This window comes from Bordetella sp. N (assembly GCF_001433395.1).
Lineage (GTDB): Bacteria > Pseudomonadota > Gammaproteobacteria > Burkholderiales > Burkholderiaceae_B > Bordetella_C.
On record NZ_CP013111.1, the window covers coordinates 4,829,185 to 4,855,667 of the forward strand.

23 protein-coding genes are annotated in these 26,483 nt (G+C 64.9%); 10 read left to right on the top strand and 13 right to left on the bottom strand.

Features of this window, described 5'->3' with window-relative positions:
- Positions 1–31: 31 nt before the first annotated feature.
- Both ilvA and ASB57_RS20770 read left to right on the top strand, forming a co-directional pair.
- Positions 32–1,540, top strand: a complete 1,509-nt coding sequence (gene ilvA / locus ASB57_RS20765; RefSeq protein ID WP_057653931.1) for a threonine ammonia-lyase, biosynthetic — start codon at positions 32–34, stop codon at positions 1,538–1,540.
- Positions 1,541–1,641: 101 nt separating this feature from the next.
- Positions 1,642–2,535, top strand: a complete 894-nt coding sequence (locus tag ASB57_RS20770) for a LysR family transcriptional regulator (protein WP_057653932.1) — start codon at positions 1,642–1,644, stop codon at positions 2,533–2,535.
- Between the two features lie 31 nt (positions 2,536–2,566).
- Here ASB57_RS20770 and ASB57_RS20775 read toward each other — a convergent pair whose 3' ends face one another.
- Positions 2,567–3,118 (bottom strand): adenine phosphoribosyltransferase, encoded by a 552-nt coding sequence (locus ASB57_RS20775; RefSeq protein ID WP_057653933.1) that lies wholly within the window; start codon positions 3,116–3,118, stop codon positions 2,567–2,569.
- A gap of 339 nt (positions 3,119–3,457) precedes the next feature.
- On the opposite strand from ASB57_RS20775, the gene ASB57_RS20780 reads away from it, so the two are divergent.
- From ASB57_RS20780 to ASB57_RS20815, 8 genes are all read left to right on the top strand, one after another.
- Positions 3,458–4,438 carry a succinylglutamate desuccinylase/aspartoacylase family protein gene (locus ASB57_RS20780; RefSeq protein WP_057653934.1) on the top strand — a complete coding sequence of 327 codons (981 nt, stop codon included), beginning with the start codon at positions 3,458–3,460 and terminating at the stop codon, positions 4,436–4,438.
- A 303-nt stretch (positions 4,439–4,741) separates the two neighbouring features.
- Entirely contained in the window at positions 4,742–5,746 is a 1,005-nt protein-coding gene (locus ASB57_RS20785; protein WP_156414225.1) for a hypothetical protein, read from the top strand.
- A 222-nt stretch (positions 5,747–5,968) separates the two neighbouring features.
- Entirely contained in the window at positions 5,969–6,946 is a 978-nt protein-coding gene (locus ASB57_RS20790; protein ID WP_057653936.1) for an ABC transporter permease, read from the top strand.
- A gap of 18 nt (positions 6,947–6,964) precedes the next feature.
- The gene (locus ASB57_RS20795) at positions 6,965–7,882 is read left to right on the top strand and encodes an ABC transporter permease (RefSeq protein WP_057653937.1); all 918 of its coding nucleotides are present in this window, start codon (positions 6,965–6,967) and stop codon (positions 7,880–7,882) included.
- Positions 7,879–8,880, top strand: a complete 1,002-nt coding sequence (locus tag ASB57_RS20800; protein WP_057653938.1) for an ABC transporter ATP-binding protein — start codon at positions 7,879–7,881, stop codon at positions 8,878–8,880. Before ASB57_RS20795 ends, ASB57_RS20800 begins: the two co-directional genes overlap by 4 nt.
- 2 nt (positions 8,881–8,882) lie before the next feature.
- Positions 8,883–9,956 (top strand): ABC transporter ATP-binding protein, encoded by a 1,074-nt coding sequence (locus ASB57_RS20805; protein ID WP_082621736.1) that lies wholly within the window; start codon positions 8,883–8,885, stop codon positions 9,954–9,956.
- 44 nt (positions 9,957–10,000) lie between these two features.
- Complete coding sequence (locus ASB57_RS20810; RefSeq protein WP_057653939.1) at positions 10,001–10,903, top strand: hydrolase; 903 nt, start codon at positions 10,001–10,003, stop codon at positions 10,901–10,903.
- A 64-nt stretch (positions 10,904–10,967) separates the two neighbouring features.
- Positions 10,968–12,113, top strand: coding sequence for a M20 family metallopeptidase (locus ASB57_RS20815; protein ID WP_057653940.1), 1,146 nt, complete (start codon positions 10,968–10,970; stop codon positions 12,111–12,113).
- Positions 12,114–12,172: 59 nt separating this feature from the next.
- Here the strand turns inward: ASB57_RS20815 and ASB57_RS20820 are convergent, their stop codons facing one another.
- From ASB57_RS20820 to atpE, 12 genes are all read right to left on the bottom strand, one after another.
- Positions 12,173–14,227: a UvrD-helicase domain-containing protein gene (locus ASB57_RS20820; RefSeq protein ID WP_057653941.1), complete on the bottom strand. Its 2,055-nt coding sequence runs from the start codon at positions 14,225–14,227 to the stop codon at positions 12,173–12,175.
- Positions 14,228–14,234: 7 nt separating this feature from the next.
- A complete protein-coding gene (locus tag ASB57_RS20825) occupies positions 14,235–16,562 on the bottom strand; it encodes a primosomal protein N' (protein ID WP_082621737.1) in 2,328 nt (775 codons plus the stop codon).
- A gap of 374 nt (positions 16,563–16,936) precedes the next feature.
- Complete coding sequence (gene hemE, locus ASB57_RS20830; protein WP_057653942.1) at positions 16,937–18,013, bottom strand: uroporphyrinogen decarboxylase; 1,077 nt, start codon at positions 18,011–18,013, stop codon at positions 16,937–16,939.
- 39 nt (positions 18,014–18,052) lie between these two features.
- The gene (locus ASB57_RS31620; RefSeq protein ID WP_057653943.1) at positions 18,053–19,048 is read right to left on the bottom strand and encodes a hypothetical protein; all 996 of its coding nucleotides are present in this window, start codon (positions 19,046–19,048) and stop codon (positions 18,053–18,055) included.
- A gap of 168 nt (positions 19,049–19,216) precedes the next feature.
- Positions 19,217–20,383 (bottom strand): PepSY domain-containing protein, encoded by a 1,167-nt coding sequence (locus ASB57_RS20840; protein WP_057653944.1) that lies wholly within the window; start codon positions 20,381–20,383, stop codon positions 19,217–19,219.
- A gap of 179 nt (positions 20,384–20,562) precedes the next feature.
- Entirely contained in the window at positions 20,563–20,985 is a 423-nt protein-coding gene (locus ASB57_RS20845; RefSeq protein ID WP_057653945.1) for a F0F1 ATP synthase subunit epsilon, read from the bottom strand.
- Positions 20,986–20,994: 9 nt separating this feature from the next.
- Positions 20,995–22,395: a F0F1 ATP synthase subunit beta gene (atpD, locus tag ASB57_RS20850; RefSeq protein WP_057653946.1), complete on the bottom strand. Its 1,401-nt coding sequence runs from the start codon at positions 22,393–22,395 to the stop codon at positions 20,995–20,997.
- A gap of 60 nt (positions 22,396–22,455) precedes the next feature.
- Positions 22,456–23,367 (bottom strand): F0F1 ATP synthase subunit gamma, encoded by a 912-nt coding sequence (atpG, locus tag ASB57_RS20855; RefSeq protein ID WP_057653947.1) that lies wholly within the window; start codon positions 23,365–23,367, stop codon positions 22,456–22,458.
- A gap of 110 nt (positions 23,368–23,477) precedes the next feature.
- Positions 23,478–25,019 (bottom strand): F0F1 ATP synthase subunit alpha, encoded by a 1,542-nt coding sequence (atpA, locus tag ASB57_RS20860; protein ID WP_057653948.1) that lies wholly within the window; start codon positions 25,017–25,019, stop codon positions 23,478–23,480.
- A 35-nt stretch (positions 25,020–25,054) separates the two neighbouring features.
- Positions 25,055–25,594: a F0F1 ATP synthase subunit delta gene (locus tag ASB57_RS20865; RefSeq protein ID WP_057653949.1), complete on the bottom strand. Its 540-nt coding sequence runs from the start codon at positions 25,592–25,594 to the stop codon at positions 25,055–25,057.
- 12 nt (positions 25,595–25,606) lie between these two features.
- Positions 25,607–26,077: a F0F1 ATP synthase subunit B gene (locus tag ASB57_RS20870; protein WP_057653950.1), complete on the bottom strand. Its 471-nt coding sequence runs from the start codon at positions 26,075–26,077 to the stop codon at positions 25,607–25,609.
- Positions 26,078–26,213: 136 nt separating this feature from the next.
- The gene (gene atpE, locus ASB57_RS20875) at positions 26,214–26,456 is read right to left on the bottom strand and encodes a F0F1 ATP synthase subunit C (protein ID WP_003815363.1); all 243 of its coding nucleotides are present in this window, start codon (positions 26,454–26,456) and stop codon (positions 26,214–26,216) included.
- Positions 26,457–26,483 lie beyond the last annotated feature (27 nt).

The following is a 26,483-nucleotide window of genomic DNA, read 5'->3' on the forward strand; positions in this document are numbered from 1 at the left end:
CGCTCCGCGCGGTAGGGGGGGTGCCCTCCCCATGTCTACCGATTACCTGAAACGCATACTCACTTCGAAAGTCTACGACGTCGCCGTCGAGACCGCCCTGGACCCGGCCCCGCTCCTGTCCCAGCGAATTTCGAACGCGATTCTGCTCAAACGGGAAGACACGCAGGCGGTTTTCAGCTTCAAGCTGCGCGGCGCCTACAACAAGATGGCCAACCTGACGCCGGCCCAGCGCGCGCGCGGCGTCATCGCAGCGTCCGCCGGTAACCACGCCCAGGGCGTGGCCCTGTCGGCCCGCAAGCTGGGCTGCCGCGCCGTCATCGTCATGCCCACCACCACGCCGCAGGTCAAGGTCGACGCGGTGCGGCGCCTGGGCGGCGAAGTGGTGCTGGCCGGTGAAAGCTACTCCGACGCCTACGCCCACGCGGCCAAGCTGGAAAAGGCGCAGAAGCTGACCTTCGTCCACCCCTTCGACGATCCCGACGTGATCGCCGGCCAGGGCACGGTGGGCATGGAAATCCTGCGCCAGCATCCGGGCGAGCTGGACGCGGTGTTCGTCGCCATCGGCGGCGGCGGCCTGATTTCCGGTGTCGCCACCTACATCAAGCAGCTGCGTCCCGAAATCAAGGTGATCGGCGTGCAGACCGAGGACTCGGACGCCATGTTGCGCAGTATCAAGGCGGGCCGTCGCGTGGTGCTGAACGACGTCGGCCTGTTCGCCGACGGCACGGCCGTGAAGCAGGTGGGCGCGGAGACCTTCCGCCTGGTCAAGCAGTACGTGGATGATTTCGTGGTGGTCGATACCGACGCCATCTGCGCCGCCATCAAGGACGTGTTCCAGGACACGCGCAGCGTGCTGGAGCCGTCCGGCGCCATGGCCGTGGCCGGCGCCAAGCAATACCTGGCCCAGAACAAGTGGAAGAACAAGACGGTGGTGGCCATCTCCTGTGGCGCCAACATGAACTTCGACCGCCTGCGTTTCGTGGCCGACCGCGCCGAAGTGGGCGAAATGCGCGAAGCCGTCTTCGCGGTGTCCATGCCGGAGCAGCGCGGCAGCTTCCGCAAGTTCTGCGAACTGGTGGGCGATCGCAGCGTCACGGAATTCAACTACCGCATCTCCGACAGTGCGCGCGCGCACGTCTTCGTCGGCCTGCAGGTTGCCACGCCCGCCGAGCCCGACAAGATCGCCGCGCACTTCCGCAAGAACGGCTTCGACACGCTGGACCTGACCCACGATGAAATGGCCAAGACCCACCTGCGCCATATGGTGGGCGGCCGTTCCGCGCTGACGACCGATGAAGTGCTGTACCGCTTCGAGTTTCCGGAGCGGCCGGGCGCCTTGATGCGTTTCCTGAATTCGATGAAGCCGGAATGGAACATCAGCCTGTTCCACTACCGCAACCAGGGCGCCGACTACGGCCGCATCCTGATCGGCATCCAGGTTCCGCCGGCGGACAAGAAGCAGTTCAAGGCTTTCCTGGAAGAAGTGGACTATCCGTACTGGAACGAAACGGACAATCCGGCCTATAAGCTGTTCCTGTAGTCCGGGCCTGCAGCGCGCGGCGCCGTGTGCGAAACGCGGCACGCGCCGCGCCCGGGTGTTGATACTGCAAAGCGTCCTATCAGGACGCCGGGATTTCAAACGTGGATATCCAGCTTAACGACATCGCCTTGTTCGTCGAGGTGGCCAAGCGCAAGAACTTCAGCCACGCCGCCGAGGCCCTGAATATCCCTTCGGCCACGCTGTCGCGCCGCGTCACCGAACTGGAGCGTTCGGTCGGCATGAAGCTGCTGAACCGCACCACGCGGCGCATCGACCTGACCGAGGCCGGCGCGATCTATTTCGAGCGCTGTCGCCACATCGTCGAAGAGGCGCGCATCGCCCACGACCAGTTGCAGGACATGGCGGCCCAGCCCAAGGGCCGCCTGCGCATCTCGCTGCCGCCCAGCCTGGCCAGTCTGTTCCTGCCGGTGATCATTCGCGACTTCATCGCCGAGTATCCCGAGATCGAATGTGACTTCGATCTGAGCGTGCGGCCCATCGACCCCATCAGCAATCCCTACGACCTGGTGCTGCGCTTCGGCCAACAGCCCGACTCCAGCCTGATTTCCCGCCAGGTGGTGCTGATGGCGCATCAGCTGTACGCGGCGCCCTCCTACCTGGCGCGCCATGGCGAACCGCGCACGCCGGCCGATCTGAGCCACCACGAGTGCCTGCGGCCCATGGTGAACGACGTTTATCAGTTCTGGATGCTGCACTCCGGCGAGCGGATCGAGCGCGTGCAGGTGGTCGGCCGCCTGGCGTCGAACAATATGGGCATGCTGGGCCGGCTGGCCGTGCGCGGCATGGGCATCGTGCCGCTGCTGGTCTACGACGCCATGGAACGCGCCATCGAACGCACGGGCCTGGTGCGGGTGCTGCCGGACTGGAGCCTGACGCCGGTGCCGCTGTTCGCCCTGCTGCCGTCGCGCACCTTGCCTGCCAAGACAAGGGCGTTCCTGGATTACATCAAGCCGCGGCTGAAAGACCAGCATTGAAGTCTGGTCCGGCCGGGCTCGCCGAAGCGCCTCAGGCGCTCTCGGCGTCGTAGCGACAGATCGAATACAACGGCGTGCCGGTGGTGGCCAGCGCGGCCGATCCGCCCAGGTCGGGCAGGTCGATGATGGTGGCGGCCTCGACCACATTGGCGCCCAGTCTTTGCAGCAGCTTGACGGCCGCCAGCATGGTGCCGCCCGTGGCGATGAGATCGTCGACCAGCAACACGCGCTGGCCGGTACGCACCGCGTCCGTGTGGATTTCCACCGCGGAATTGCCGTATTCCAGCGAGTAAGGCTCCGCCACCGTGCGATACGGCAGCTTGCCCTGCTTGCGCACGGGCACGAAACCGAGGTTCAGCTCGTAGGCGAGAACGCTGCCGATGATGAAGCCGCGCGCGTCCACGCCGGCGACCAGATCCAGGCGCTGGCGCATGTAGCGATAGACGAAGAGATCGATCAATGCGCGGAAAGTGCGCGGGTCTTGCAGTACAGGGGTGATGTCGCGAAACACCACGCCGGCCTTGGGCCAATCCGGAACACTGCGGATCGTGCGCCGAACAAGTTCTGCGTAGTCGGTTTGCATAATGGCGGCCCGGCCAGATAGATTGGGTGCAAACTATAACCGGCCCTGGCTCAAGTGGCCAAACGCATATCTCTAAAGCTGCAACAATCCGCCAAAAATCACACGGTTTACGTGCATCTTTCGCGGCAGATTGATGAGCGCGCCTCGGCCTCCGTCGGAAATTCCTCAAAAATTTTCGGATGACTGACATTTGCGGATAGCGCATTTCTATCTACTTCCGGGAATGCGCTTACAGCACGTGGCGGTTGCGACGGAATCGCGCTTGACCGATGCTGAGCAATGCGTATGCTTGCCCCTTCCCCCCGTCCTGTCCCAAGTGACCCATATCCTGGAGGCCCGATGTCAACCGCCAGCAGCACCGGCATTCCCCTGCGCCCATTCGAACTCGCCTATCCCGACCTCAATGTCGAACGCGCCGGCAACACCGGCACGGAAGGCGTCTGGCATTTCGACTCCGGCCAGCCCGGACCCACGGTCATGATCACGGCGCTGATCCACGGCAACGAGCTGTGCGGAGCCTGGGCGCTGAAAGATGTACTGAGCGCCGGCCTGCGGCCGCAGCGCGGCGCCTTGACCATGGCGTTTTGCAACCTCGCGGCCTTCGATCGCTTCGATGCCGCGCATTTCACTGATTCACGTTTCGTCGACGAGGACATGAACCGCGTCTGGTCGGACGACAAGCTGGCCGACCCCTCCACGCAGGAACGGCGGCGCGCCGCGCAACTGCTGCCTTGGGTGAAGAAGGCGGACTGGCTGCTCGACATCCACTCCATGAGCAACTCGACGGTGCCCCTGCAGATGTCCGGCGTGCACTCGCACAACATCGATCTTGCGCTGACGCTGGGCAATCCGGCCCACATCATCGCCGACGCGGGCCATGCCTCCGGCGTGCGCATGCGTGACTACGGCCGCTTTGGCAGTGCCGAAGACAACGGCACGCGTTCGCTGCTGATCGAATGCGGTTTTCATGGCGCGCCCAGCGCGCATCAGGTGGCCATCGATCAGGTGGCGCGCTTCCTGGTGGCCTCCGGCATCGTCGACGCGGCCGCGCTGCCCGGCGCCTGGTTCGCACCGGCCGCGCCCAGCCAGGAAGCGCTGCGCGTGACGCATGCCATCGCGGCCAACAGCACGGATTTCCGTTTCTCGGAACCGTGGAAGGGACTGGAAAAGCTGCCGCACGCCGGCACCGTCATCGCCTGGTCGGATGGGGTCGAGGTCACCACGCCTTATGAAGATTGCGTGCTGATCATGCCGGCGGTCGTGGTGCGGCCCGGCGTGACGATGGTGCGGCTGGCGCAACCGATCCAGCAGCGGGTCTGAAGGCGGGTTGAAGGCTGCCCCCGCGCGCGGGTGACGCGCGCGCGGCGCGGCGGCCGGGCAAAGACCCTGACGACCGGATGGAACCAACCTGGACAGCGCAGGCACAACAAGGAACGACAGAGGGAACGAAATAGCCAGCGCGCTTACTCACCCGCTTTCTTGCAACGCTTTTGTCCAGGAATGTTTGCAATGTCTCCGATGCCGCCCCCTGCTCCGCTCCCTCCCGCGCCGCCCTCCAACCAAGGCGGCAATGCCTCGCGGCATCCCGGCATCACCGCGAAGATGATGGATGCGCCGTACAGGATGCTGGCGACGCTGGATGAGCTCTCCAAGGCAACACGGGCGGCTCCGCCCTTGCCCCATGGCGACTGCATGCCGGGGGATCCATTCAACAACGATCCATTCGGATCTGGCTCCGCCGGTAGCGGCACTGGCGGCGAAGGCAGCCCCGCCAACGCCGCGATGCGCACGCTCGCGCCCGCCACCGTCGCGCTGCTGACCGCGAAATCGAGAGGCGCGTCTTTCCTTGATGTGATCCGCGACCGTCGTTCCGCGAGCCCGGCTCGCTCGCGCCCATCGCTCGCCGAAGCCAGGGCCGAGTTTCTTGAGGAAATCGCGCAGCGCAAGACCGAGAAATTGCAGCGCATCGAGATCACCGGCTTCTACAACGATCACCGCGTGAACATGCGGCCCGTCGTCGAGCGACTCAAGCAATTCATGGTGGCCGAAGGCCTGAGCGAGGACCTGTTCGAACTGAAGACCCAGATTCTGGCGCCCTGGGACGATCCGGCCCGGCACCGCAGCGTTGAAATCCTCTACCACGCCGCCGAGCCCGGCGGCAGACAGAAGCGCGCGCAAGCCGATGACACCGCAACGGCGCCGCGGACGCTGACGGCCCCCACCGGGCGCGGCCGGCCCAGGCAGTCGTATGTGATTCTGGAAGACAGCGCCACGCGCGGTGCCGATCCCCTCCAGACCGTCGGCGCCAGTGAACTTTCCCAGGTCGAACGCCGCAGCCTGGACATCATTGCCTACGACGCCAGGCAAAAGCGCGGGGCGAATATGGCGGAAATCACGATCACCGGCTACGCCAGGGACCTCGCGGAATCGATGCGGCCCAAGCTCGAAGCGATGGCTGACTACCTGACGGACGCGCAGGGCTTGAAGCGCCAGGACATCAAGGTGGAATTGCGACGGCTGGATTCCGGCCAGGACAATCTGAAGGCCTGGGACCGGCGGGTGGAAATCGATATCCGCGACGTGACGCGCACGCCACGCCACGCACACGCGGGCCCAAGCCGGTCCTAGGTGTTTGCCCTAGCTTTTCCCTACCCGCCACGGAATCTCCCCTGCGCGGCGGCGCGCGCCCCCTGGACGGCGGGTTAAAGTAGCGCCCGCGCGCCTTTTTTGACGCCGGGCCGCCCCAAGTCAAAAAGCGTCCCCATGGGGGACCGGGCAACCCGCAGGGTTGCCATGAGGGGCACCTTTGGGCTGGCGCGTTTTTGCGCATACTGTTTAGGGAATTCCCGCGTGGCACTGTTCATCCTGCGCAGGCTCTTGCAAAGCCTGTTCGTTCTACTCGCCGTCTCGGTCGTCGTGTTCTGTGCGGTCTACGCGGTCGGCGACCCGATCGAGTTGCTCGTCAGTCCCGAAGCCAGCCCCGCCGACCGCCAGGCCATGATCGTCCGCCTGGGCCTGGACCTGCCGCTGTGGCAGCAATACACCCACTTCCTGTGGAATGCGGTGCACGGCGACCTGGGCAACTCCTTCGTGCAGGGCGTGCCGGCCCTGGACATGATCCTGCAGCGCATGCCCGCCACCTTCGAGCTGGTGCTGGTGGCCATCACCATGACCTGTGTGTTCGGCATTCCGCTGGGGCTGGTCGCGGGCCTGTACCGCGATACGCCCCTGGGCCGCGGCATCATGAGCACGTCGGTGCTCGGTTTCTCGCTGCCCAATTTCTGGCAGGGCATGATGCTCATCCTGCTGTTCGCGGTCTGGCTGGGCTGGTTGCCCGCCTCCGGCCGCGGCGACACGGTATCGGTGTTCGGCGTGCCGTTTTCCTTCCTGACGCGCGACGGCTGGGGCCACCTGATCATGCCGGCCATCAACCTGGCGCTGGCCAATGTGGCGCTGGTCCTGCGGATGACGGCTTCCGGCGTGGCCGAAGCGCAAAACCAGGAATACGTGAAGTTCGCGCGCGCCAAGGGCGTGCGGCCCGGCCGCATCGTCAGCCGCCACATCCTGCGCAACATCCTCATCCCGGTAGTCACGGTCATCGGCATGGAGATGGGCCACCTGATCGCCTACTCCACCATCACCGAAACCGTGTTCGCCTGGCCCGGCATGGGCAAGCTGCTCATCGACAGCGTCTATCAGCTGGACCGCCCGGTCGTGGTGGCCTACGTGATGCTCGTCACCCTGCTGTTCGTGGTCATCAACCTGATCGTCGACATTCTCTATGCCGTGCTCGATCCGCGCGTGCGCCTGCTCGCTCCCGCGAATTGACCTCCCCAGATCATCATCATGCCCACTCCTGATCAATCCACCCGCACGCGCACCGTCCCGCCCCTGGCGGAGACGCCGCGCCGCGCGGCCATCCTGAAGAAGCTGCATGCGGTGCCCACCGCGCGCGGCACCCTGCTGGTCCTGCTGGTGCTGGCGGCGGTGATTCTGCTGGCCCCCTATTTCGCGCCGCAGAATCCCTACGACCTCGCCAACCTCAACCTGCTCGATGGCCGCCTGGCGCCTCGGTCGGCCTCGATGGACGGCCATATGTACTGGCTCGGCACCGATGACCAGGGCCGCGACATGCTCAGCGCCATCATCTACGGGCTGCGCATCAGCCTGATGGTGGGCCTGAGCGCCGTCATCCTGGCCACCGCTGTCGGCAGCCTGGTGGGCCTGGTGGCCGCCTATGCCGGCGGCATCGTGGACGCCGTGCTGATGCGCATCGTCGACTTCGTGCTGGGCTTTCCGTCCATCCTGGTGGCCCTGGTGCTGCTGGCCGTGATGGGACGCGGCGTCGACAAGGTGATCCTGGCCCTGGTGCTGGTGCAGTGGGCGCACTACGCCCGCATCATGCGCGGCCGCGCCCTGCAGGAACGCCGCAAGGAATATGTCGAGGCCGCCGCCAACCTGGGCTTCCCCGCCTGGCGCATCATCCTCTATCACCTGATGCCCAACTGCATGGGCCCCGTCATGGTGTACGCCACCGTGCAGATCGCCAATGCCATCGCGCTGGAAGCGACCCTGTCCTTCCTGGGCGTGGGCGTGCCCATTACCGAACCTTCCCTTGGATTGCTGATCGCCAATGGCTTCCAGTACCTGCTGTCGGGCGATTACTGGATCAGCCTGTTCCCCGGTATCGCGCTGCTGCTGCTGATCCTGACCATCAATATTCTGGGCGACCGTCTGCGCGCCAGCCTGGATCCGCGACGATGAGCGACATTATTCTCGACGTGCGCAACCTGCGCACCGCATTCCACACCACCGCCGGTGCCTGGCCGGCCGTCGACGGCGTCAACCTGACGCTGCGCCGCGGCGAAATCCTGGGCCTGGTCGGCGAATCGGGCTCCGGCAAATCGGTCACCGGCTTTTCCCTGCTGGGCCTGATCGACCCTCCCGGCGAAGTCGTCGAAGGCGAGGTCAAGTTCAAGGGCAAGGACCTGCGCAAGCTGGATGAGGAAAGCATGCGCAAACTGCGCGGCAACCGCATCTCGATGATCTTCCAGGATCCGCTGATGACCCTGAACCCGGTGCTGCGGGTGGGTGAACAGATGGCCGAAGCCATCCTGACGCACGAAAACGTCAGCAAGGCCGAAGCCATGGCGCGCTGCCGCGATGCCTTGGCGATGGTGGGCATTCCGTCGCCCGAGACGCGTTTGCGCAGCTATCCCCACGAGTTTTCCGGCGGCATGCGCCAACGCGTGGCGATCGCCATCGCCATGCTGAACAATCCGGACCTGATCATCGCGGACGAGCCGACCACGGCGCTGGACGTGACCATCCAGGGCCAGATTCTCTATCGCATGCAGGAAATCTGCCGCAACAACAATACCGCCCTGATCTGGATCACCCATGACCTGGGCGTGGTGGCCGAGCTGGCCGACCGCGTGGCCGTGATGTATGCCGGCCGCATCGTCGAAACCGGACCCGTCGAACAAGTGCTGGAAGCCCCGCGCCATCCCTATACGCAAGGCCTGCTGCGCTCGATGCCGGGCACGGCCATGCCCGGCGCGCGCCTGCAACAGATCAACGGCATGGCGCCCACCCTGTCCGCGCGGCCGTCAGGCTGTCCGTTCCGGCCGCGCTGCCAGAACGCCATCACGCGCTGTACGGAGACCTTCCCCGGCGTGACGAACGAGGGCGCGCGCAGCTTCCATTGCCACGCGCCGGTGCCGCGCGCCAGCCGCGCCGTAGCGGTGGAGGTCGCGCAATGACTATGCAGAACAAGCCCATCGATGGCGCCCAGCCCCATCCGGACGGCACCACCGCGCACGCCGCCAGCTCGGCGGCCGCGGCCCCCGTCATCGAACTCAACAACGTCCACAAACGCTTCGAGCAACGGCCCGATCTGGCGCAACGCCTGCTGGCCCTGGCCGGCCGTCCGCTGGACCGGCGCACGGTACACGCGGTCAACGGGGTCAACCTGTCGATCGCGCGCGGTGAAGTGGTCGGACTGGTCGGCGAATCCGGCTGTGGCAAATCCACCCTGGGCCGGGTGGTGGCCGGCCTGTATCGCCAGACCGAAGGCGAACTGCGCTACCAGGGCCGTCCCGTGACGTCACTGCGAGGCCGTGAACGCCTGGACTACGTGCTGGGCGTGCAGATGGTGTTCCAGGATCCCCAGGCCTCGCTCAATCCGCGCCAACGCCTGAAGCAGATCCTCGGCGAGGCGCTGAAAGTCCACAAGCTGGCGCCCGCGGCGGAGATTCCCGCCCGCGTCGACAGCGCCCTGACCTCCGTGGGCCTGGACCGCGAATATCGCGATCGCCTGCCGCATCAGATTTCCGGCGGCCAGCGCCAGCGCATCGGCATCGCCCGCGCGCTGATGGTGTCGCCGTCCTTCCTGGTGTGCGACGAGCCGGTGGCCGCGCTGGACGTTTCCATCCAGGCGCAGGTGATCAACCTGTTCATGGACCTGCGCGAGCAGCACGACCTGACGTATCTGTTCATCAGCCATGACCTTGGCGTGGTGCGGCATATCTCCGATCGCGTCGCCATCATGTACCTGGGCAAGATCGTGGAAATCTCCACGGCCGTGGAAATCTTCGCGCGCGCCAACCATCCCTACACCCAGGCGCTGCTCGCCGAAGTGCCGGATGTGGCGCGGCGCGGCCGCAAGTTCACGCCCATCAAGGGGGAGATTCCGTCCCCGCTGGCGCCCCCACCCGGCTGCGCCTTCAACCCGCGCTGCCCGCATGCCATGCCGCGCTGCCGCGAGCAGGCGCCGCCCTTGCAGGAAATCGCGCCGGGCCATTGGTCCGCCTGTCATTTGAACGAGGCCAGCGCCTAGCGCCCCCGCGCTACGTGTCACTTGCCATCGCCAGAGAACCCATCATGTCCGTGCCATCCAATAACGTCGAACGCCTGATTCTTGAGCTGAATCACGCCGGGCGCAATGCCGTCACCTACCTGGACGAGGACCGCAACAGCGACCGTCCCTTCACGCTGCAGACCTACCGGCCTTACGGCTATACGCCGGACCGCCCCGTCGTCATCGTGCAGCATGGTGTCTTGCGCAACGGCGACGATTACCGCGACTTCTGGATCCCCGCGGCCGACAAGCACAAGCTGCTGATCGTGGCCCTGACCTTCTCCAACGAGATCTGGCCGGGTGTCGAGAGCTACAACAATGGCCGCGTCTTCACGGCCGGCGGCAACGTGCGGCCGGTGGACGGCTGGACCTATGTGCTGCCCAAGCGCGTCTTCGCGGACCTGCGCGAAGCCGAGATCACCACCACCGAACAAGCCTATCTGTTTGGCCATTCCGCCGGCGGCCAGTTCGTGCACCGGCTCATGTCCAGCCAGTCGCATGCGCCTTTCCAGGCGGTGACGGCGGGCAATCCGGGTTGGTACACACTGCCGACGTTCGACCATCGCTATCCTGAAGGCCTGGATGGCGTGGGGCTGACCGAGGATCATCTGGTGCGCCTGCTGGCCTATCCCATGACCCTGCTGGCCGGGGACCAGGATATCGCCACCAACGATCCCAACCTGCCTTCCGATCCCGCGGCGCTGCGCCAGGGGCCGCACCGCTATGCGCGCGCCCACCATTATTTCGAAGCGGGCCGCCTTGAGGCCGAACGGCGCGGCGTGCCCTTCAACTGGAAGCTGATCTCGGTGCCGGGCATCGGCCACGACGGCAAGGCCATGTCGGCCGTCTGCGCCAGTCTGTGGTTCGACGGCGGCATGCCCGACGCGGCCACGATGGCGGCGCTGGCCGGCAAGACCGTGGCCTGAGCCGCGGCCTGAACGATCACACGCGACAACCTGTATTCATACCGAATTGAACGAGGAGACCTCCATGTCCGCCCAGCCTACTTCTTCCCTGCCCGATTCGGCCGCGCTGGCCGAAGGCATCCGCAACTGGATCGAATGCGAATCGCCGTCGAATTCGCCGGCCGGCGTGGCCGCCATGGCCGCGCTGGTGGAACAGCAGGCGCGCGCCGCCGGCCTGACCACCCAGCTGACGTCGCTGGGCGATGCCGTGGGTCCGCTGCTGTACGTGACCAATCGCGCGCAGGGCGATACGCGGCCCGGGATCCTGGTGCTGGCGCACATGGATACGGTGCATCCGGTCGGCACCCTGGGCGAGAATCCCTGCCGCATCGATGGCGACCGCCTTTATGGGCCGGGCAGCTATGACATGAAGGGCGGCATCTATCTGGCGCTGACGGCGCTGGCGGGGCTGGCCAAGCCGGGCGCGACGCGCCTGCCCGTCGATTTCCTGCTGGTGCCGGACGAAGAGACCGGCAGCCATGCGTCGCGGCCGGCCATCGAGTCGTATGCGTCGAATGCGCGCTACGGCCTGGTGTGCGAACCGGCCCGCCCCAATGGCGGCAAGTGCGTGACCGCGCGCAAGGGCACCGGCATGCTGCGCCTGGCGGTGAAGGGTCGTCCCGCGCACGCCGGCATGCAGCACGAGAAAGGCCGCAGCGCGATTCGCGAAATGGCGCATCAGGTGCTGGCGCTGGAAGCGATGACCGATTACGAGCGTGGCGTCACGGTGAGCGTGGGCACCATCAGCGGCGGCACCGTGACCAATACCGTACCGGCCCTGTGCAACTGCGTGGTGGATTTCCGCGTGCCGGACATGGACGCGGCCGCGGATACCTTGACGCGCATGCGCGGCCTGCAGGCCGTGGGACCGGACGTGGCGCTGGATATCGATGTCGAGTTGAATCGTCCGCCCATGGTGAAGTCCGAGGGCACGACGCAGCTGTTGGGCAAGGCGCGTTTGTTCGCCACGGCGGCGGGATTCCAACTGGACGATGCGCCGATGACTGGCGGCGGCAGCGATGCGAATTTCACGTCGGCGATGGGGGTGCCTACGCTGGACGGTCTGGGCGCCGATGGCGATGGCGCGCACACCTTGAATGAATATATTTTGGTGAGCACCCTGGCGGCGCGGGCGAAGTTCTGGGAACTTCTGCTGCGGGATTTGGAATAAGGGTTCTTAATCGCAAATTTTCCGCCGGAGAGGGGGGACACCGCGCAGCGGTGTCCCCTTTACTTTTTGAGTAGTGCTTTGAGCATGTCCAAGCGTTCTTTCGGGCTCATCGCGCGGGTCTCTTCGTCTTCGGGGAAGTGCGCATCTCCCAACCCCATTTCCTCGATGAACCGTGAAGGTTCACGCACGAGATCCTCGCGTGCCCGCCGGCGCTTCTTGCACCAGCTCAAATTGAGCGTCCGCTGCGCCCGCGTGATACCCACGTACATCAGGCGCCGCTCTTCCTCGATGCGGGCCGCCAGCGACTCGGCCGCCTTGGCGGGGTCGCCTTCCTCTTCGTCCCTGCCCATGTGCGGCAGCAGGCCCTCTTCCACGCCCACCATGTAGACGTGCGGATATTCCAGTCCCTTGGACGCATGCAAGGTGGTCATCTTCACCGCGTCCGGCGTTTCCTCTTCACCCCGCTCCAGCATGGTGACCAGCGCCACGTGCTGCACCAGCTCGAACAACGTCAGGCCATCTTCCTCGGACTTGCGCTTGAGCCAGGAGGTCAACTCCAGCACATTCTGCCAACGGCTCTGCGCCGGCTTCTCTTCCATGATGTCGTAGAGGTGGCGCTCATACTGGATGGCCGCCAGCAGATCATCCAGGATGACCCCGGCCGGTTCTGCCGACGTCGGCTTCTCGCCCGTCTTGCCACGGCCCGCGCGCCACTGGATCCGCTGGATGAACTCCGCGAAGATCCGCAACTGCTCCAACTGGCGCGGCTGCAGGCGCGTCTCCAGGCCAGTTTCGAACACCGCCGCGAACAGGGACAACTGCCGGTCCGCCGCATACTGGCCCAGGGTCTGCAAGGTTGCCTGGCCGATACCGCGCTTGGGCGTGGTCGCCGCGCGGATGAACGCGGGGTCGTCCTCGTCATTGGCGATCAGGCGCAGATACGCCAGCACGTCACGGATTTCCGCCTTGTCGAAAAAGCTCTGGCCACCCGCGATCGTGTACGGAATCTTCAGGTTGCGCAGCGCCTGTTCCATGATGCGCGACTGATGATTGCTGCGATACAGGATCGCATAGTCCTTCCACTGCGCCTGCCGCTCGAAGCGCGACGCGGATATCTTCATGGCCGTCGCTTCGGCCTCGGCCTCTTCGCCGTCCATGGGCGTCACGACGATGGGCTCGCCGTGCGCAAGGTCGGACCACAATTTCTTTTCGAACAGCTTGGGATTCTTCTCGATGACCTGGTTGGCCGCCGCCAGGATGCGCTGCACCGAACGGTAGTTCTGCTCCAGCTTGATCAACTTCAGGCTGGGATAGTCCTGCGGCAGCTTGGCCAGGTTCTCGATGGTCGCGCCCCGCCACGCATAGATGGCCTGGTCGTCGTCGCCCACGGCGGTGAACATGGCGCGATCGCCCGTCAGCAACTGCACCAGCCGATACTGGCAGACATTGGTGTCCTGGTATTCATCGACCAGCAGATAGCGCACGCGATTCTGCCAGCGCGTGCGCACTTCCTCATTGTTTTCCAGCAGCCGGGCCGGAACCAGGATCAGGTCGTCGAAATCGACGGCCTGATAGGCCGCCAGGGTCGCCGCATAACTGCGATAGACACGCGCGGCCTCGAACTCCGACGGCGTGGCCGCGGCCTTCTCCGCGCCGTCCGGATCCAGCAGCGCGTTCTTCCACAAGGAGATGGTCTGCTGCACGGCGCGCAGGCGATTCTTGTCGGTGGTGGCCAGCAGCTCCTGCACGATGCCCATGGCATCGTCGGCATCCAGGATGGAGAACTGCGGCTTGAGCCCCGCGTGCCGCGCTTCCTCGCGCAACAGGCGCACGCCCAAGGCGTGGAAGGTGCTGATGGTCAGGCCTCTGGACAGCTTGCGTTCCACCAGGCCCTTGACGCGTTCGTCCATCTCGCGCGCCGCCTTGTTGGTGAACGTCAGCGCCACGATATTGCGGCCCTGGTAGCCGCAGTCCTGCAGAAGATAGGCGATCTTCTGCGTGATGACCCGCGTCTTGCCGCTGCCCGCGCCGGCCAGCACCAGGCAGGGGCCACCCAGGTAAAGGACGGCCTCGCGCTGCGGCGGATTCAAACCGGCGGGAACGGAGTTGGACATGATGGGATCAGATTTCCAGTGGGTCGACTTCAAGCTGCCAGCGCACGCGGTGGGCGTTGCCCAACTGCGGCAACAGCGCGGACCAGGTGGACAGGAAAGCCTGCAAGGCCGGGCGATGCGTGCCTTCGACCAATAATTGAGCCCGCTCGACGTTGGCTACCCGCACCACGCGCAGCGGTACGGGATCGTAGCGCGTAATGGTCGAGACCAGGGTGCCGAATGCGCCGGTGCTTTCCGGCAGCGCGCGGGCTTCCTGCAGGAACGCCAGCGCCTGCTGCAATTCGCGCGCCTCGGCCGTGAGCAGCGCCTGATACGCATAGGGCGGCAAGCCCGTGCTTTCACGCTCGCGCAAGGCATGGCGGGCGAACCCGGCGTAGTCGTGCTTCAACAGCGCCTGGTAGACCGGCTGCTCGGGATAACCGGTCTGGATCAGCACTTCGCCGCCTTCGGCATGGCGGCCGGCGCGACCCGCCACCTGCATCAACTGGGCGAACAGGCGCTCGGGCGCGCGGAAGTCGTGGGCGAACAGCATCGAGTCGGCATTGAGCACGCCCACCAGGCCCAGCCGGGAAAAGTCATGGCCCTTGGCCACCATCTGGGTGCCGACCAGAATGTCGACCTCGCCTGCGTGGACGCTGGCGAACAAAGCCTGCGCGCTGCCCTTGCGGCGCGTGCTGTCGGCATCGATACGCAGGATGCGGGCGCCGGGAAACAACTCGCCCAGATATTCTTCGACGCGCTGCGTGCCGCGCCCCATGGGTTGCAGATCCTGATCGCCGCAGTCCGGGCAGGCACGCGGCACGCGCGCCTGGAAGCCGCAATGATGACAGGCCAGTACATGGCCGCCCGCGCCGGGACCGCGATGCAGCACCGTATAGGCCGAACAGCGCGGGCAATTGCTGACCCAGGCGCAGGACGCGCAGTGCAACACCGGCGCATAGCCGCGCCGATTGAGAAACACCAGGGATTGTTCGCCCCGCTCCAGCCGCTTGCCGATGGCATCGGTCAGTTGCGGCGACAGCCCCTGCTTCATCGCCAGGCGGCGGGTGTCGACCAGGCGCATCGCCGGCAGACCGCTGGACTTGGCGCGTTTGGCCAGGGTCAGGCGCAGATAGCGGCCACGGTCGGCGTGCAGCCAGCTTTCCAGCGACGGCGTGGCGGAACCCAGGAGCACGGGGATGTTCAGGTCATGCGCGCGCCAGATCGCCAGATCGCGGGCGGAATAGCGCAGGCCGTCCTGCTGTTTGTAGGAGGCGTCGTGCTCTTCGTCGACGATGATCAGGCCCAGGTCGGGCAAGGCCGCGAACACGGACATGCGCGTGCCGAGCAGCACGCGCGCCTGGCCCCGCTGCGCGCGTACCCAGCCCTGCAGGCGCTCGCCATCGGCCAGACCGCTATGCATGACGGCCAACGCGCCGGGGCCGGCGACGGCGTCCAGGCGCGCACGCAGGACGGCTTCCAGCTGGGGGGTCAGATTGATTTCCGGCACCATCAGCAACACCTGCCGCCCGGCCGCCAGGGCGCGTTCGGCCGCGTGCAGGTAGACCTCGGTCTTGCCGCTGCCGGTCACCCCATGCAGCAGGACGGGTTTGAAGCCCGTCACCGCGGCGATGGCGTCGACCGCGGCCTGCTGTTCGTCGTTCAGGACCGGAGGGACGGCGGCCACGGGGACGCCCGCCGCCGGGACGCCCGCGGCCAGGACACTCGCGAGGGCGGCAATGTCCGGCATGGCATCGGCCTGCGCGGCTCCGAGCGACGGGGCACCGTCGGCCGCCGCGTCCGGCTTATCCACAGGCGTGGACGTTTCCGCTGCGTTTGCCTGTACAGCCTTGGCCACGCGTTTCTTCTTCACCGGCTTGGGCGCGGCGCGTTGATCCATCCGCGCGACCGGCCCGGTGGCCGAGCGTTGGCCCTCGTACGCGGACACTTTACGCAGCGGCGGCGGCAGCGCCGGCAATATCACCTCGCCCAGCGGGCGTTGGTAGTACTCGGCGGCGAAGCTGGCCAGGCGCAACCAGTCCGCACCGAGCGGGGGCAGATCGTCGAGCACGCGCTCGACCGCCTTCACCTGGGCAGGGTCGAAGGAAGGCTCGGCCGGGTTATCCACAACCACGCCCACGAGCCGCCGGCGGCCAAAGGGCACGATGACGCGCAATCCCGCCGCCAGCGGCGCCGCGGCACGGTAGTCGAAGGGGCCAGGCAGCGGCACGTCCAGCGCCACGCGCACCCACGCAACGCTCCCCGCGTCGCTCACCGCCGGCGCCGCTGCGTCGGGCGCCAATGTGTCGGGCGCCGTCGCATCAGCGAGCAGATCAGGGGGGATTTCGGTGGGCATCGGTGAAACGCAATCGGCAGGAAGGATGAGGAGCGGGATCAGTGCCGCAATTAAAGTGAAATCTGGAATTGCCGCCTAAGCCACTGTCACTCCGTGACTTGAAATTGGCCTGAAACAATGCGCGACACCCTGTGGATAACTTTGGGGAAAATCTTTGGGATATCCCGCTGGCACCCCTTTATCACATGCCAACAACTTTTGCCGATTTTTTTCCAGGCTTATAAGTTCATTTATTTTCAATGACTTATAAGTGTTTTCCAGATTGCAACTAAGAAGATGCACCGTTTTGCCTAAGCTCACGTTGCTGTGCACAACTTCATTCTGGAGCGCGCCGTGCAGGCCGCGATCGGACGAAGCGATTACTCACATAAGCGCTAGATGGCGTGAAAAGCGCGGCTGTAGCCATGCACTTCGTCGACCAGTTCAGCTACTGCTTCAGGGGGAGTGAACTGCGAAATTCCATGCCCCAAATTGAACACGTGGCCGCCCTTCTCCACCTTGCCAAAACTGTCGATGACACGGCGCGCTTCAGCCCTGACGGCGGCACCGCCGCCAAACAGGGACATGGGGTCGAGGTTGCCTTGCAGGGCCACGCTGTCCTGCACGCGCTGGCGCGCCTGGCCCAGGTTGACGGTCCAGTCCAGGCCTACCGCGTCGGCGCCACAGGCGGCGATGTCTTCCAGCCACAGGCCGCCGCCCTTGGTGAACACGATTACCGGCACGCGCCGTCCCTCGTTTTCACGCTTCAGGGCCGCGACGACCTGGCGCGTATAGGCCAGGGAGAATTGCTGGTACAGGCCGTCGGCCAGCACCCCGCCCCAGCTGTCGAACAGCATGACGGCCTGGGCGCCCGCGTCGATCTGGGCATTGAGGTAATCCGCCGTGGCCTTGGCGTTGATCTGCAGAATGCGATACAGCAGGTCGGGCCTGCCGTAAAGCATGGACTTGATCAGGCGGTAATCGGAACTGCCCTTGCCTTCGACCATGTAGCAGGCCACCGTCCAGGGACTGCCCGCGAAACCGATCAGGGGCACGCGGCCGTCCAGCTCGCGCCGGATCAGCGACACGGCGTCGAAGACGTAGCGCAGCTTGTCCATGTCGGGCACGGTCAAGGCGTCGACGTCGCGTTCCTCCCGCACGGGGCGGTCGAAATGCGGGCCCTCGCCAACCCGGAACTCCAGGCCCAGGCCCATGGCGTGGGGCACGGTCAGGATGTCGGAGAACAGGATGGCCGCGTCCAGGGGATAGCGTTCCAGCGGCTGCAGGGTCACTTCCGCGGCATAGGCCGGGTTCTGGGCCAGGCCCATGAAGGAACCCGCGCGCGCCCGGGTCGCGTTGTATTCCGGCAGGTAACGGCCGGCCTGGCGCATCAGCCAGACGGGGGTATAGGGAACCGGCTCGCGCGACAGGGCGCGCAGGAATACGTCGTTCTTCAGCGTGGCAAGGGACACGGGCTTCTCTGGTCTTTCTTTGGGGTCAAGCCGGCCATTTTACCCTTCGGGCGAGGTCGCGCCGGGTTGGCCGTCCTCGTCGTCGTCGCCGTGGATGCGGTAGGGGTCCGCGTCGATCTCATGTTTGCGCATCAATGCCCAAAAAGCGCGCCTGTGTTTGGCGGACGCGCGCGCAGCGCTGGCCACGTTGCCGGCATGGCGCGACAGTGCGGTGCGGACGTAATCCCGTTCGAAGCGGCCCACCACGCGGGACTTGGCCGTGCGAAACGCTTCCGGGGGCGCGCTGCCTGAAACGGCGCCCTTGCGGCGGCGCTGGCTGGCCAGTTCGTCAAGAAAGGAGATGGCGTCGGGATCATTCTCATGGCTGCCGCTGCTGGCTCCACCGCAGGCAGCGCCTTCCATGCGGGCGCCAGCGCCAGGCGCGGCCGCCTGGCCGTCGTTGTCATTGCGCTTGCGGATGACGGCGTACGGGACCATCGCATCGTTCATCGCATCGTTGCCGGCGGGCGAGCCCGGCGACTGCGCCAGGTAGGTCTTCGCCGGCGCATCCGGACGAAGCGCCGTCGCGGCCAGCCGGGACAGGCGCGCGCGCAATTCGTCCGCACAGGCGCGGTGCAAGGCGAAGTCCTGCAAACCCAGCATCAGCAGGTCCTGCACGGCAGCGGCCTTGAGCCCGCGCGTCAGGCCAAGCAAGGGCGTATGCAGATGCGTGCTGGCGCAGGCCAGGGCCGTGCGCGTCCAGGCCACGGTGGCCGGGGTGACGGGCAGGACGCAGACGTCGTAGCGACGCAAGGGAATGGCCAGACGGGCCAGGATCTCGGCGGAAATCTCGCCGGGCAAGGCGCTCGCCAGCGCCTGTGCGGCCGTGGGCACGGGTAACCCCAGCCCCCCCGCCCCGCCCAGGGTCTTCTCGTCGAAGTGCACGGGATAGAGCCGCAGGCGCCCCAGGGCCTGGGCGTGCCGCTCTATCCATTCAAGCATCCAGCCGTGATGCGGCGGCACCATCAATACACCGCAGTCCAGCGTATCGCGCATTGTTCGCTACTCCCGTAAGTCCTGACCTTGGAGCGCCAAGGCTAAAGACCGGTAAGTACCCGGGCAATACGGAAGCTCCGCATTGGCCGGCGCACTTAAGGGAAAAGCTGCAAGGATGGTTTGGTCGCCGCGCCCCGCTGACTGGGGGTAGCGGCGGCCTGGCGATGCTCAGGCGCGGGCGTCGGCCCAGGCCTTGTGGCGTGCCTCGAGTTCGGCGATGCGCGCGGCGGCGGTCTTGCGACGGGCGATCCACAGGTACAGCCCGCTGCCCAGGACGATGATCGTCACCACGTCCAGCAGCGCCCAGATGATCTTCAAGGGCATGCCGCCGTAATCGCCGAAGTGCAGCGGCCGCGACACTTCCAGCGCGCGCAGATACCAGGGCATTTCCACCTGGGCGGCCATCTTGCCGGTCTCGCCGTCGAGCAGCGACGGGCTGAACAGGCGCGAAGTCAGCGGGGTCTGTCCCTTGGACCAGACGATGAAGTGATAAGGACTGCCGTAGAGGTTGCCGGGGAAGGTGAAGGATGTCACCGTCATGCCGGGCGATGCCTTGCCCACCGTGTCCGCGATGGCATCCAGGGACGCCAGCTGGCCCAGCTTCGGCACAGCCTTGCCCTTGTAGGGTTCCAGCAGCCCTTGCAGGGCGGTGCTCTGCCAATAGCGGAACATCGGCGTGGACAACTCGTTGATCACGCCCGTCACGCCGACCACGAAGGCCCACACCAGGGTCACGACGCCCAGCAGGTTGTGCAAGTCCAGCCACTTGATCCGCGTGGAGCGTTCCGCGCGCACCGTGCCGAATTCGATTTTCTTCATGAAGGGGCCGTACAGGACGACACCCGAGACCACCGCCACCACGAACAGCAGGCCCATGAAGCCCAGGAAGAGTTCACCGGGCAGGTCGGCGAACAGGTCCACGTGCAGGCGCAGCATGATGTCCATGAAGCTGTGGCCCTCCTCGGCGGAGGATCCCATGGCCTTGACCACCTCGCCCGTGTGAGCGTCGAAGCGCAGGGTATGCGCCAGCGACTTGTCTTCGCGGTTCGGCGTCAGGCCCAGGTAGACCTGCGGCTCATCGTCGTCGATGAACACATAATCGATCGTTTCGCCCGGGAACATGCGCATGGCCGTGGCGACCATGCCGTCCAGGCTGGCGCGCGGCGTACCCTCGGGCACCTGGGCGTAGGGTTTGGCGTCGTCCAGCCAGTGCTCGATTTCCTCATGGAAAACCAGCGGCAGTCCGGTCACACAGATGATGAACAGGAATACCGTACAGACCAGGCTGGTCCACTTGTGTACGGCATACCACGTCTTGATCGGCAGCTTGGCCATCCTGAAAATCTCCGCGGGCGCTGACTTATTTATTGAATGACAATCGATCGCAACATTTTAGCCAGATATGCGAGCGCGATAGATGAAAAAAAACCAGGCACGGGGCCTGGTTTCTTCGCCGGCAGCGGCAAACCTGTAAAGGTCCGCCGGATGCCGACAGGATGGATCAGCGCTGAAGGTCAGTGCGAACGGCCGCCGCGCAGACGGCGGGCTGCCAGCGCCTGCGCCGTCAGCATCGCCAGTTCCGCTTCGACCACGGCGATGTCCGCCGTGTCCTTGGCGTTGCGCAAGGCTTCTTCAGCCTTCTTGCGCGCCGCTTCGGCCTTGGCTTCATCCAGGTCGGCAGCACGGATAGCGGTGTCGGCCAAGACCGTCACGCTGCCCGGTTGCACTTCCAGGATGCCCCCGGCGACGAAGACGTTCTCTTCGCCATCGTCGGCGCGCACGATCTTCAGCGTCCCCGGACGAATCCGCGAAATCAGCGGGGTGTGACCCGGCAGGATGCCGAGCTCGCCCGCTTCGCCAGGCAGAACCACGAATTTCGCCTCACCGGAGAAAATCGACGCTTCCGCGCTGACGACATCAACATGCAGGGTAGCCATATCCGATCCTTATTGCAGTTTCTTGGCCTTCTCGAAGGCCTCGTCGATGGTGCCGACCATGTAGAAAGCCTGCTCCGGCAGCGAATCGCACTCGCCGTTGACGATCATCTTGAAACCACGGATGGTTTCGGCCAGGGGCACGTACTTGCCAGGCGAGCCGGTGAACACTTCGGCCACGTGGAAAGGCTGCGACAGGAAGCGCTGGATCTTGCGGGCGCGAGACACGCTCAGCTTGTCTTCCGGCGACAGTTCGTCCATACCCAGAATGGCGATGATGTCGCGCAGTTCCTTGTACTTTTGCAGCGTTTGCTGAACGGCGCGGGCAGTGGCGTAGTGCTCTTCGCCAACCACTTGCGGGTCCAGCTGACGGCTGGTCGAGTCCAGCGGTTCGACGGCCGGGTAGATACCCAGGGCGGCGATGTCACGCGACAGCACCACGGTCGAGTCCAAATGCTGGAAGGTGGTGGCAGGCGACGGGTCGGTCAAGTCATCCGCCGGCACGTAAACGGCCTGGATGGAGGTGATCGAACCGGTCTTGGTCGAGGTGATGCGCTCTTGCAGCTTGCCCATTTCCTCGGCCAGCGTGGGCTGATAGCCCACGGCGGACGGCATACGACCCAGCAGCGCGGACACTTCCGTGCCGGCCAGGGTGTAACGGTAGATGTTGTCGACGAAGAACAGGATGTCGCGGCCTTCGTCGCGGAACTTCTCGGCCATGCTCAGGCCGGTCAGCGCCACGCGCAGACGGTTGCCGGGAGGTTCGTTCATCTGACCGAACACCATGGCGACCTTGTCCAGAACGTTCGACTCTTCCATTTCATGGTAGAAGTCGTTGCCTTCGCGGGTACGCTCGCCCACGCCGGCGAACACCGACAAGCCGCTGTGCTGCTTGGCGATGTTGTTGATCAGTTCCATCATGTTGACGGTCTTGCCCACGCCGGCGCCGCCGAACAGGCCGACCTTACCGCCCTTGGCGAACGGGCACACCAGATCGATAACCTTGATGCCGGTTTCCAGCAGTTCGACCGAAGGCGACAGCTCGTCGAAACGCGGCGCGTCCTGGTGGATGGCGCGCTTTTCTTCGTGCTGAATGGGGCCGGCTTCGTCGATCGGACGACCCAGCACATCCATGATGCGGCCCAGCGTGCCGGTGCCGACGGGCACCATGATGGGGGCGCCGGTGCCGGCGACTTGCATGCCGCGGCGCAGGCCGTCGCTGGAGCCCAGCGCGATGGTACGAACCACGCCGTCGCCCAGCTGTTGCTGGACTTCGAGGGTCAGACCCTTTTCCACGAACGAAGTACCTTCATCCACCAGGGTGAGGGCTTCGTAAATCTTGGGCATATGATCGCGGGGGAACTGAATATCCACCACGGCGCCGATGCACTGAACGATGGTTCCGTTGCTCATGTCGATTCCTTTGATAACTTTCCTGTCGGGATGCTGCATCCGCAAACGTCCTGTTGGACGTCAGACGGCGGCGGCGCCCCCCACGATTTCCGAAATTTCTTTGGTGATCGCGGCTTGGCGGGTCTTGTTGTAGACCAGCTGCAATTCGCCGATGACCTTCTTGGCATTGTCCGAGGCGGCCTTCATGGCCACCATGCGGGCCGACTGCTCCGAGGCCATGTTTTCCGCGACCGCTTGGTACAGCACGCCTTCGACATAGCGTTGCAGCAGCTCGTCGATGACAGTGTGCGCATCAGGCTCGTAGATGTAGTCCCAGCTGTAGTCCGACTTCACTTCAGCGTGGCTAGCTTCCGCCGAATTCGGGTTGTGGAAGGGATCTACCATCTTGGCGTCCGGCAGCGGCAGCAGGCGCATGAACACGGGCTCCTGCTTCATCGTGTTGATGAAGCGGGTCGTGGCCACGTACAGCTCGTCGATACGGCCGTCCAGATACGCGTCAACCTGAACCTTGATGGCGCCCAGCAGGCGTTCGAGGTTGGGCGCATCGCCCAGCCCGATTTCCTGCGACACCAGGTTCGCCTTGATACGGGTCAACAGTCCCAGGCCCTTGTTACCCAGCGCCGTGGCCTGCACTTGCACGCCGCGTTGCTGGAATTCCTTGAGCTTGGCCAGGGCGACGCGCGACACGTTGGTGTTCAGACCGCCGCACAAGCCCTTGTCGGTGGTCACCAGAACCACACCCACCGCCTTGACCTGATCGCGTTCGATCAGGAAGGGATGGCTGTACTCGGGATTGGCCTGCATGAGGTGCGCAGCGATCTCGCGCACCTTGGTGGCGTACGGACGGCCAGCGCGCATCCGCTCCTGCGCCTTGCGCATCTTGGATGCGGCGACCATTTCCATCGCCTTGGTGATCTTGCGCGTGTTTTGCACGCTCTTGATCTTGGTTCGGATTTCCTTGATTCCGGGCATTGCGCTTTCCTGGTGTGACGGGCCGGCGGCTGGAGGGCGGTGCCGGCCCCGTTACGCTGGGAGACCGGCGGGCTGCCGCCGGCTCCAACCTAACGGGCAGTCAAGGTGTCTTAAAACGCACCGTGCTTCTTGAACTCCGCGATGGCGGCGGCCAGTTCGGCCTCGTCATCCTTCGACAGTTCCTTGGTGTCCTCGACGCGCTGGATCAGACCTTCGTGCTTGGCCTTGACGTGATCCTTCAGGGCCTTTTCGAAAGCCAGCACCTGCGGAACGTCGATGTCGTCCAGATAGCCGTTGTTGACCGTGTACAGCGTGACAGCCAGTTCCCACACTTGCAGCGGCTGGTATTGCGGCTGCTTGAGCAGTTCGACCACGCGCTTGCCGCGTTCCAGCTGGCGACGGGTGGCGTCGTCCAGGTCGGAAGCGAACTGCGCGAAGGCGGCCAGTTCACGGTACTGCGCCAAGTCGGTACGGATACCGCCGGACAGCTTCTTGACGACCTTGGTCTGGGCAGCGCCACCGACTCGCGACACCGAGATACCGGCGTTGATGGCGGGACGGACACCGGCGTTGAACAGGTCGGTTTCCAGGAAGATCTGGCCGTCCGTGATCGAGATCACGTTGGTCGGCACGAACGCGGAAACGTCACCAGCCTGGGTTTCGATGATGGGCAGCGCGGTCAACGAACCGGTCTTGCCCTTCACGGCGCCATTGGTGAACTTTTCAACGTACTCTTCGTTCACGCGGGCAGCGCGTTCCAGCAGGCGCGAGTGCAGGTAGAACACGTCGCCGGGGTAGGCTTCACGGCCCGGCGGGCGGCGCAGCAGCAGCGACACCTGACGGTAGGCCCAGGCCTGCTTGGTCAGATCGTCATAAATGATCAGCGCGTCTTCACCGCGGTCGCGGAAGTATTCGCCCATCGTGCAACCGGCGTACGGGGCCAGGTACTGCATGGCGGCCGAGTCCGAAGCCGAAGCGGCGACGATGATCGTGTAGTCCATGGCGCCGTGCTCTTCGAGCTTGCGCAGGACGTTGTTGATGGTCGATGCCTTCTGGCCGATGGCGACGTACACGCAAGTGACGCCCTTGCCCTTCTGGCTGATGATGGTATCGACAGCAACGGCGGTCTTGCCGGTCTGGCGGTCGCCGATGATCAGCTCGCGCTGGCCACGGCCGATCGGCACCATGGCGTCGATAGCCTTGACACCGGTCTGCAGAGGTTGCGACACCGAGCGGCGGGCGATAACGCCAGGCGCCACTTTTTCGATGATGTCGGTTTCCTTGGTGTTGACCGGGCCCTTGCCGTCGATGGGCTCGCCCAGCGTGTTGACCACGCGGCCTTTCAGTTCCGGACCGACCGGGACTTCCAGAATGCGGCCGGTCGTCTTGACCTGGTCGCCTTCGGAAACGCCGGTGTAGTCGCCCAGAATCACGGCGCCGACGGAGTCGCGCTCGAGGTTCAGCGCGAGGCCGAAAACGTTATTGGGAAATTCGAGCATTTCGCCCTGCATCACGTCCGACAGACCATGGATGCGGGTAATACCGTCGGTCACGGAAACGACCGTGCCCTGGGTGCGAATATCGGTCGAAGCGCCCAGGCCCTCGATACGGCTCTTGAGCAGTTCGCTGATCTCGGAGGGATTGAGTTGCATGTTCAGACTCCTGGAATCCTGTTTAGTCGCCTGGCTTACGCCGCCAGCGTGTCGCGCATGCGGGCCAATTGGGCTTGCACGGATGTATCGAGTACCTGGTCGCCGACTGCCACGCGCACGCCGCCGATCAGCGACGAGTCCACCGTGACACGCGGCTTGAGCTTCAGCCCGAACTTCAGTTCGAGCGCCGAGGTCAGATCCTTGACCTGGGCGTCGGACAGTTCGAACGCGCTGGTGATTTCGGCCTGCGCCGTGCCTTCATGACGATTCTTCAAGGTCACGAACTGGCTGGCGATTTCAGGCAGGAGCAGCAAGCGGTCATTCTGGGCCAGCAGTTCGATGAAGTTGCGAGCAACTTGAGGCACGTCGCCCTTCAGCAGACCGGTGAAGGTCTGCGCGCGTTGTGCATCGTCCAGACGCGGGTCGGCCATGGCCTCGCGCACGTCCGGGTTGGACGCCACTTGCGCCATTTCGTCCACCAGAGCAGCCCAGCCTTGGAGGCCGGCCTTGTCGTCGCGCGCGGCGCCAAAAAGCGCCTCGGCGTAAGGTCTGGCGACAGTCGATAGTTCAGCCATGACGTTCCCGGATTAAAGCTGCGCTTTGAGCTGGTTGAGCAGCTCGGCGTGGGCGCGGGCATCCACCTCGCGCTTGAGGATCTGTTCGGCGCCCTTGACTGCCAAGGCAGCCACGTCGTCGCGCAGCGAATCACGCACGCGCTGACCTTCCAGCTCGGCGTCCTGCTTGGCTTGCGCCACGATACGCGCACGTTCGGCTTCGGCTTCGCGGCGGGCCTGCTCGATGAGCTGGGCAGCCTGCTTTTCCGCCTCGACGATACGGGCGTGGTTTTCGGACTTGGCAGAGGCCTCGATGAGGCTGATGCGCGCCTGCGCCTGAGCCAGGTCAGCCTTGCCCTTTTCGGCGGAGGCCAGGCCGTCAGCAATTTTCTGGCGGCGTTCGTCCATCGCCTTCGTCAGGGGCGGCCACACGAATTTCATCGTGAACCAGCCCAGAACGAAGAACACGAGCATCTGGAAGATGATTGTCGCGTTCAGATTCACGGTCGTTCCCTTTAAACCCTTAAGGCTCCGGCGTCTTCATCGAAGACGCCGCGAGCACTCGATACTGTGCCGGCGGTAGGGCGCTAAGCGCGCCGCCGGTCTCCATGCCCGCCGACTGGCGACGGGACTTTCGCCTTTAGCCGACGAACGGGTTGGCGAACGCGAACAGCATGGCGATACCAACACCGATCAGGAACGCGGCGTCGATCAGGCCAGCCAGCAGGAACATCTTGGTTTGCAGGGCGTTCATCAGTTCAGGCTGACGAGCCGAAGCTTCCAGGTATTTGCCCCCCATCAGCGCGATACCGATGCAAGCGCCGATAGCGCCCAGACCGATGATGAGACCGCAAGCGAGAGCAACGAAAGCTACGTTGGTCATGACAACTCCTTGTTTAGAAATCTGAAG

Coding starts and splice junctions, on each gene's coding strand:
- ASB57_RS20820 (WP_057653941.1), bottom strand. CDS start 14,227: ATGTCCAACTCCGTTCCCGCCGGTTTGAATCCGCCGCAGCGCGAGGCC.
- atpA (WP_057653948.1), bottom strand. CDS start 25,019: ATGCAACTCAATCCCTCCGAGATCAGCGAACTGCTCAAGAGCCGTATC.
- ASB57_RS20840 (WP_057653944.1), bottom strand. CDS start 20,383: ATGGCCAAGCTGCCGATCAAGACGTGGTATGCCGTACACAAGTGGACC.
- ASB57_RS20785 (WP_156414225.1), top strand. CDS start 4,742: ATGCTGGCGACGCTGGATGAGCTCTCCAAGGCAACACGGGCGGCTCCG.
- ASB57_RS20795 (WP_057653937.1), top strand. CDS start 6,965: ATGCCCACTCCTGATCAATCCACCCGCACGCGCACCGTCCCGCCCCTG.
- ASB57_RS20810 (WP_057653939.1), top strand. CDS start 10,001: ATGTCCGTGCCATCCAATAACGTCGAACGCCTGATTCTTGAGCTGAAT.
- ASB57_RS20865 (WP_057653949.1), bottom strand. CDS start 25,594: ATGGCTGAACTATCGACTGTCGCCAGACCTTACGCCGAGGCGCTTTTT.
- ASB57_RS20805 (WP_082621736.1), top strand. CDS start 8,883: ATGCAGAACAAGCCCATCGATGGCGCCCAGCCCCATCCGGACGGCACC.
- ASB57_RS20780 (WP_057653934.1), top strand. CDS start 3,458: ATGTCAACCGCCAGCAGCACCGGCATTCCCCTGCGCCCATTCGAACTC.
- ASB57_RS20845 (WP_057653945.1), bottom strand. CDS start 20,985: ATGGCTACCCTGCATGTTGATGTCGTCAGCGCGGAAGCGTCGATTTTC.
- atpD (WP_057653946.1), bottom strand. CDS start 22,395: ATGAGCAACGGAACCATCGTTCAGTGCATCGGCGCCGTGGTGGATATT.
- atpG (WP_057653947.1), bottom strand. CDS start 23,367: ATGCCCGGAATCAAGGAAATCCGAACCAAGATCAAGAGCGTGCAAAAC.
- ASB57_RS20800 (WP_057653938.1), top strand. CDS start 7,879: ATGAGCGACATTATTCTCGACGTGCGCAACCTGCGCACCGCATTCCAC.
- ASB57_RS31620 (WP_057653943.1), bottom strand. CDS start 19,048: ATGCGCGATACGCTGGACTGCGGTGTATTGATGGTGCCGCCGCATCAC.
- atpE (WP_003815363.1), bottom strand. CDS start 26,456: ATGACCAACGTAGCTTTCGTTGCTCTCGCTTGCGGTCTCATCATCGGT.
- ilvA (WP_057653931.1), top strand. CDS start 32: ATGTCTACCGATTACCTGAAACGCATACTCACTTCGAAAGTCTACGAC.
- ASB57_RS20815 (WP_057653940.1), top strand. CDS start 10,968: ATGTCCGCCCAGCCTACTTCTTCCCTGCCCGATTCGGCCGCGCTGGCC.
- ASB57_RS20775 (WP_057653933.1), bottom strand. CDS start 3,118: ATGCAAACCGACTACGCAGAACTTGTTCGGCGCACGATCCGCAGTGTT.
- ASB57_RS20825 (WP_082621737.1), bottom strand. CDS start 16,562: ATGCCCACCGAAATCCCCCCTGATCTGCTCGCTGATGCGACGGCGCCC.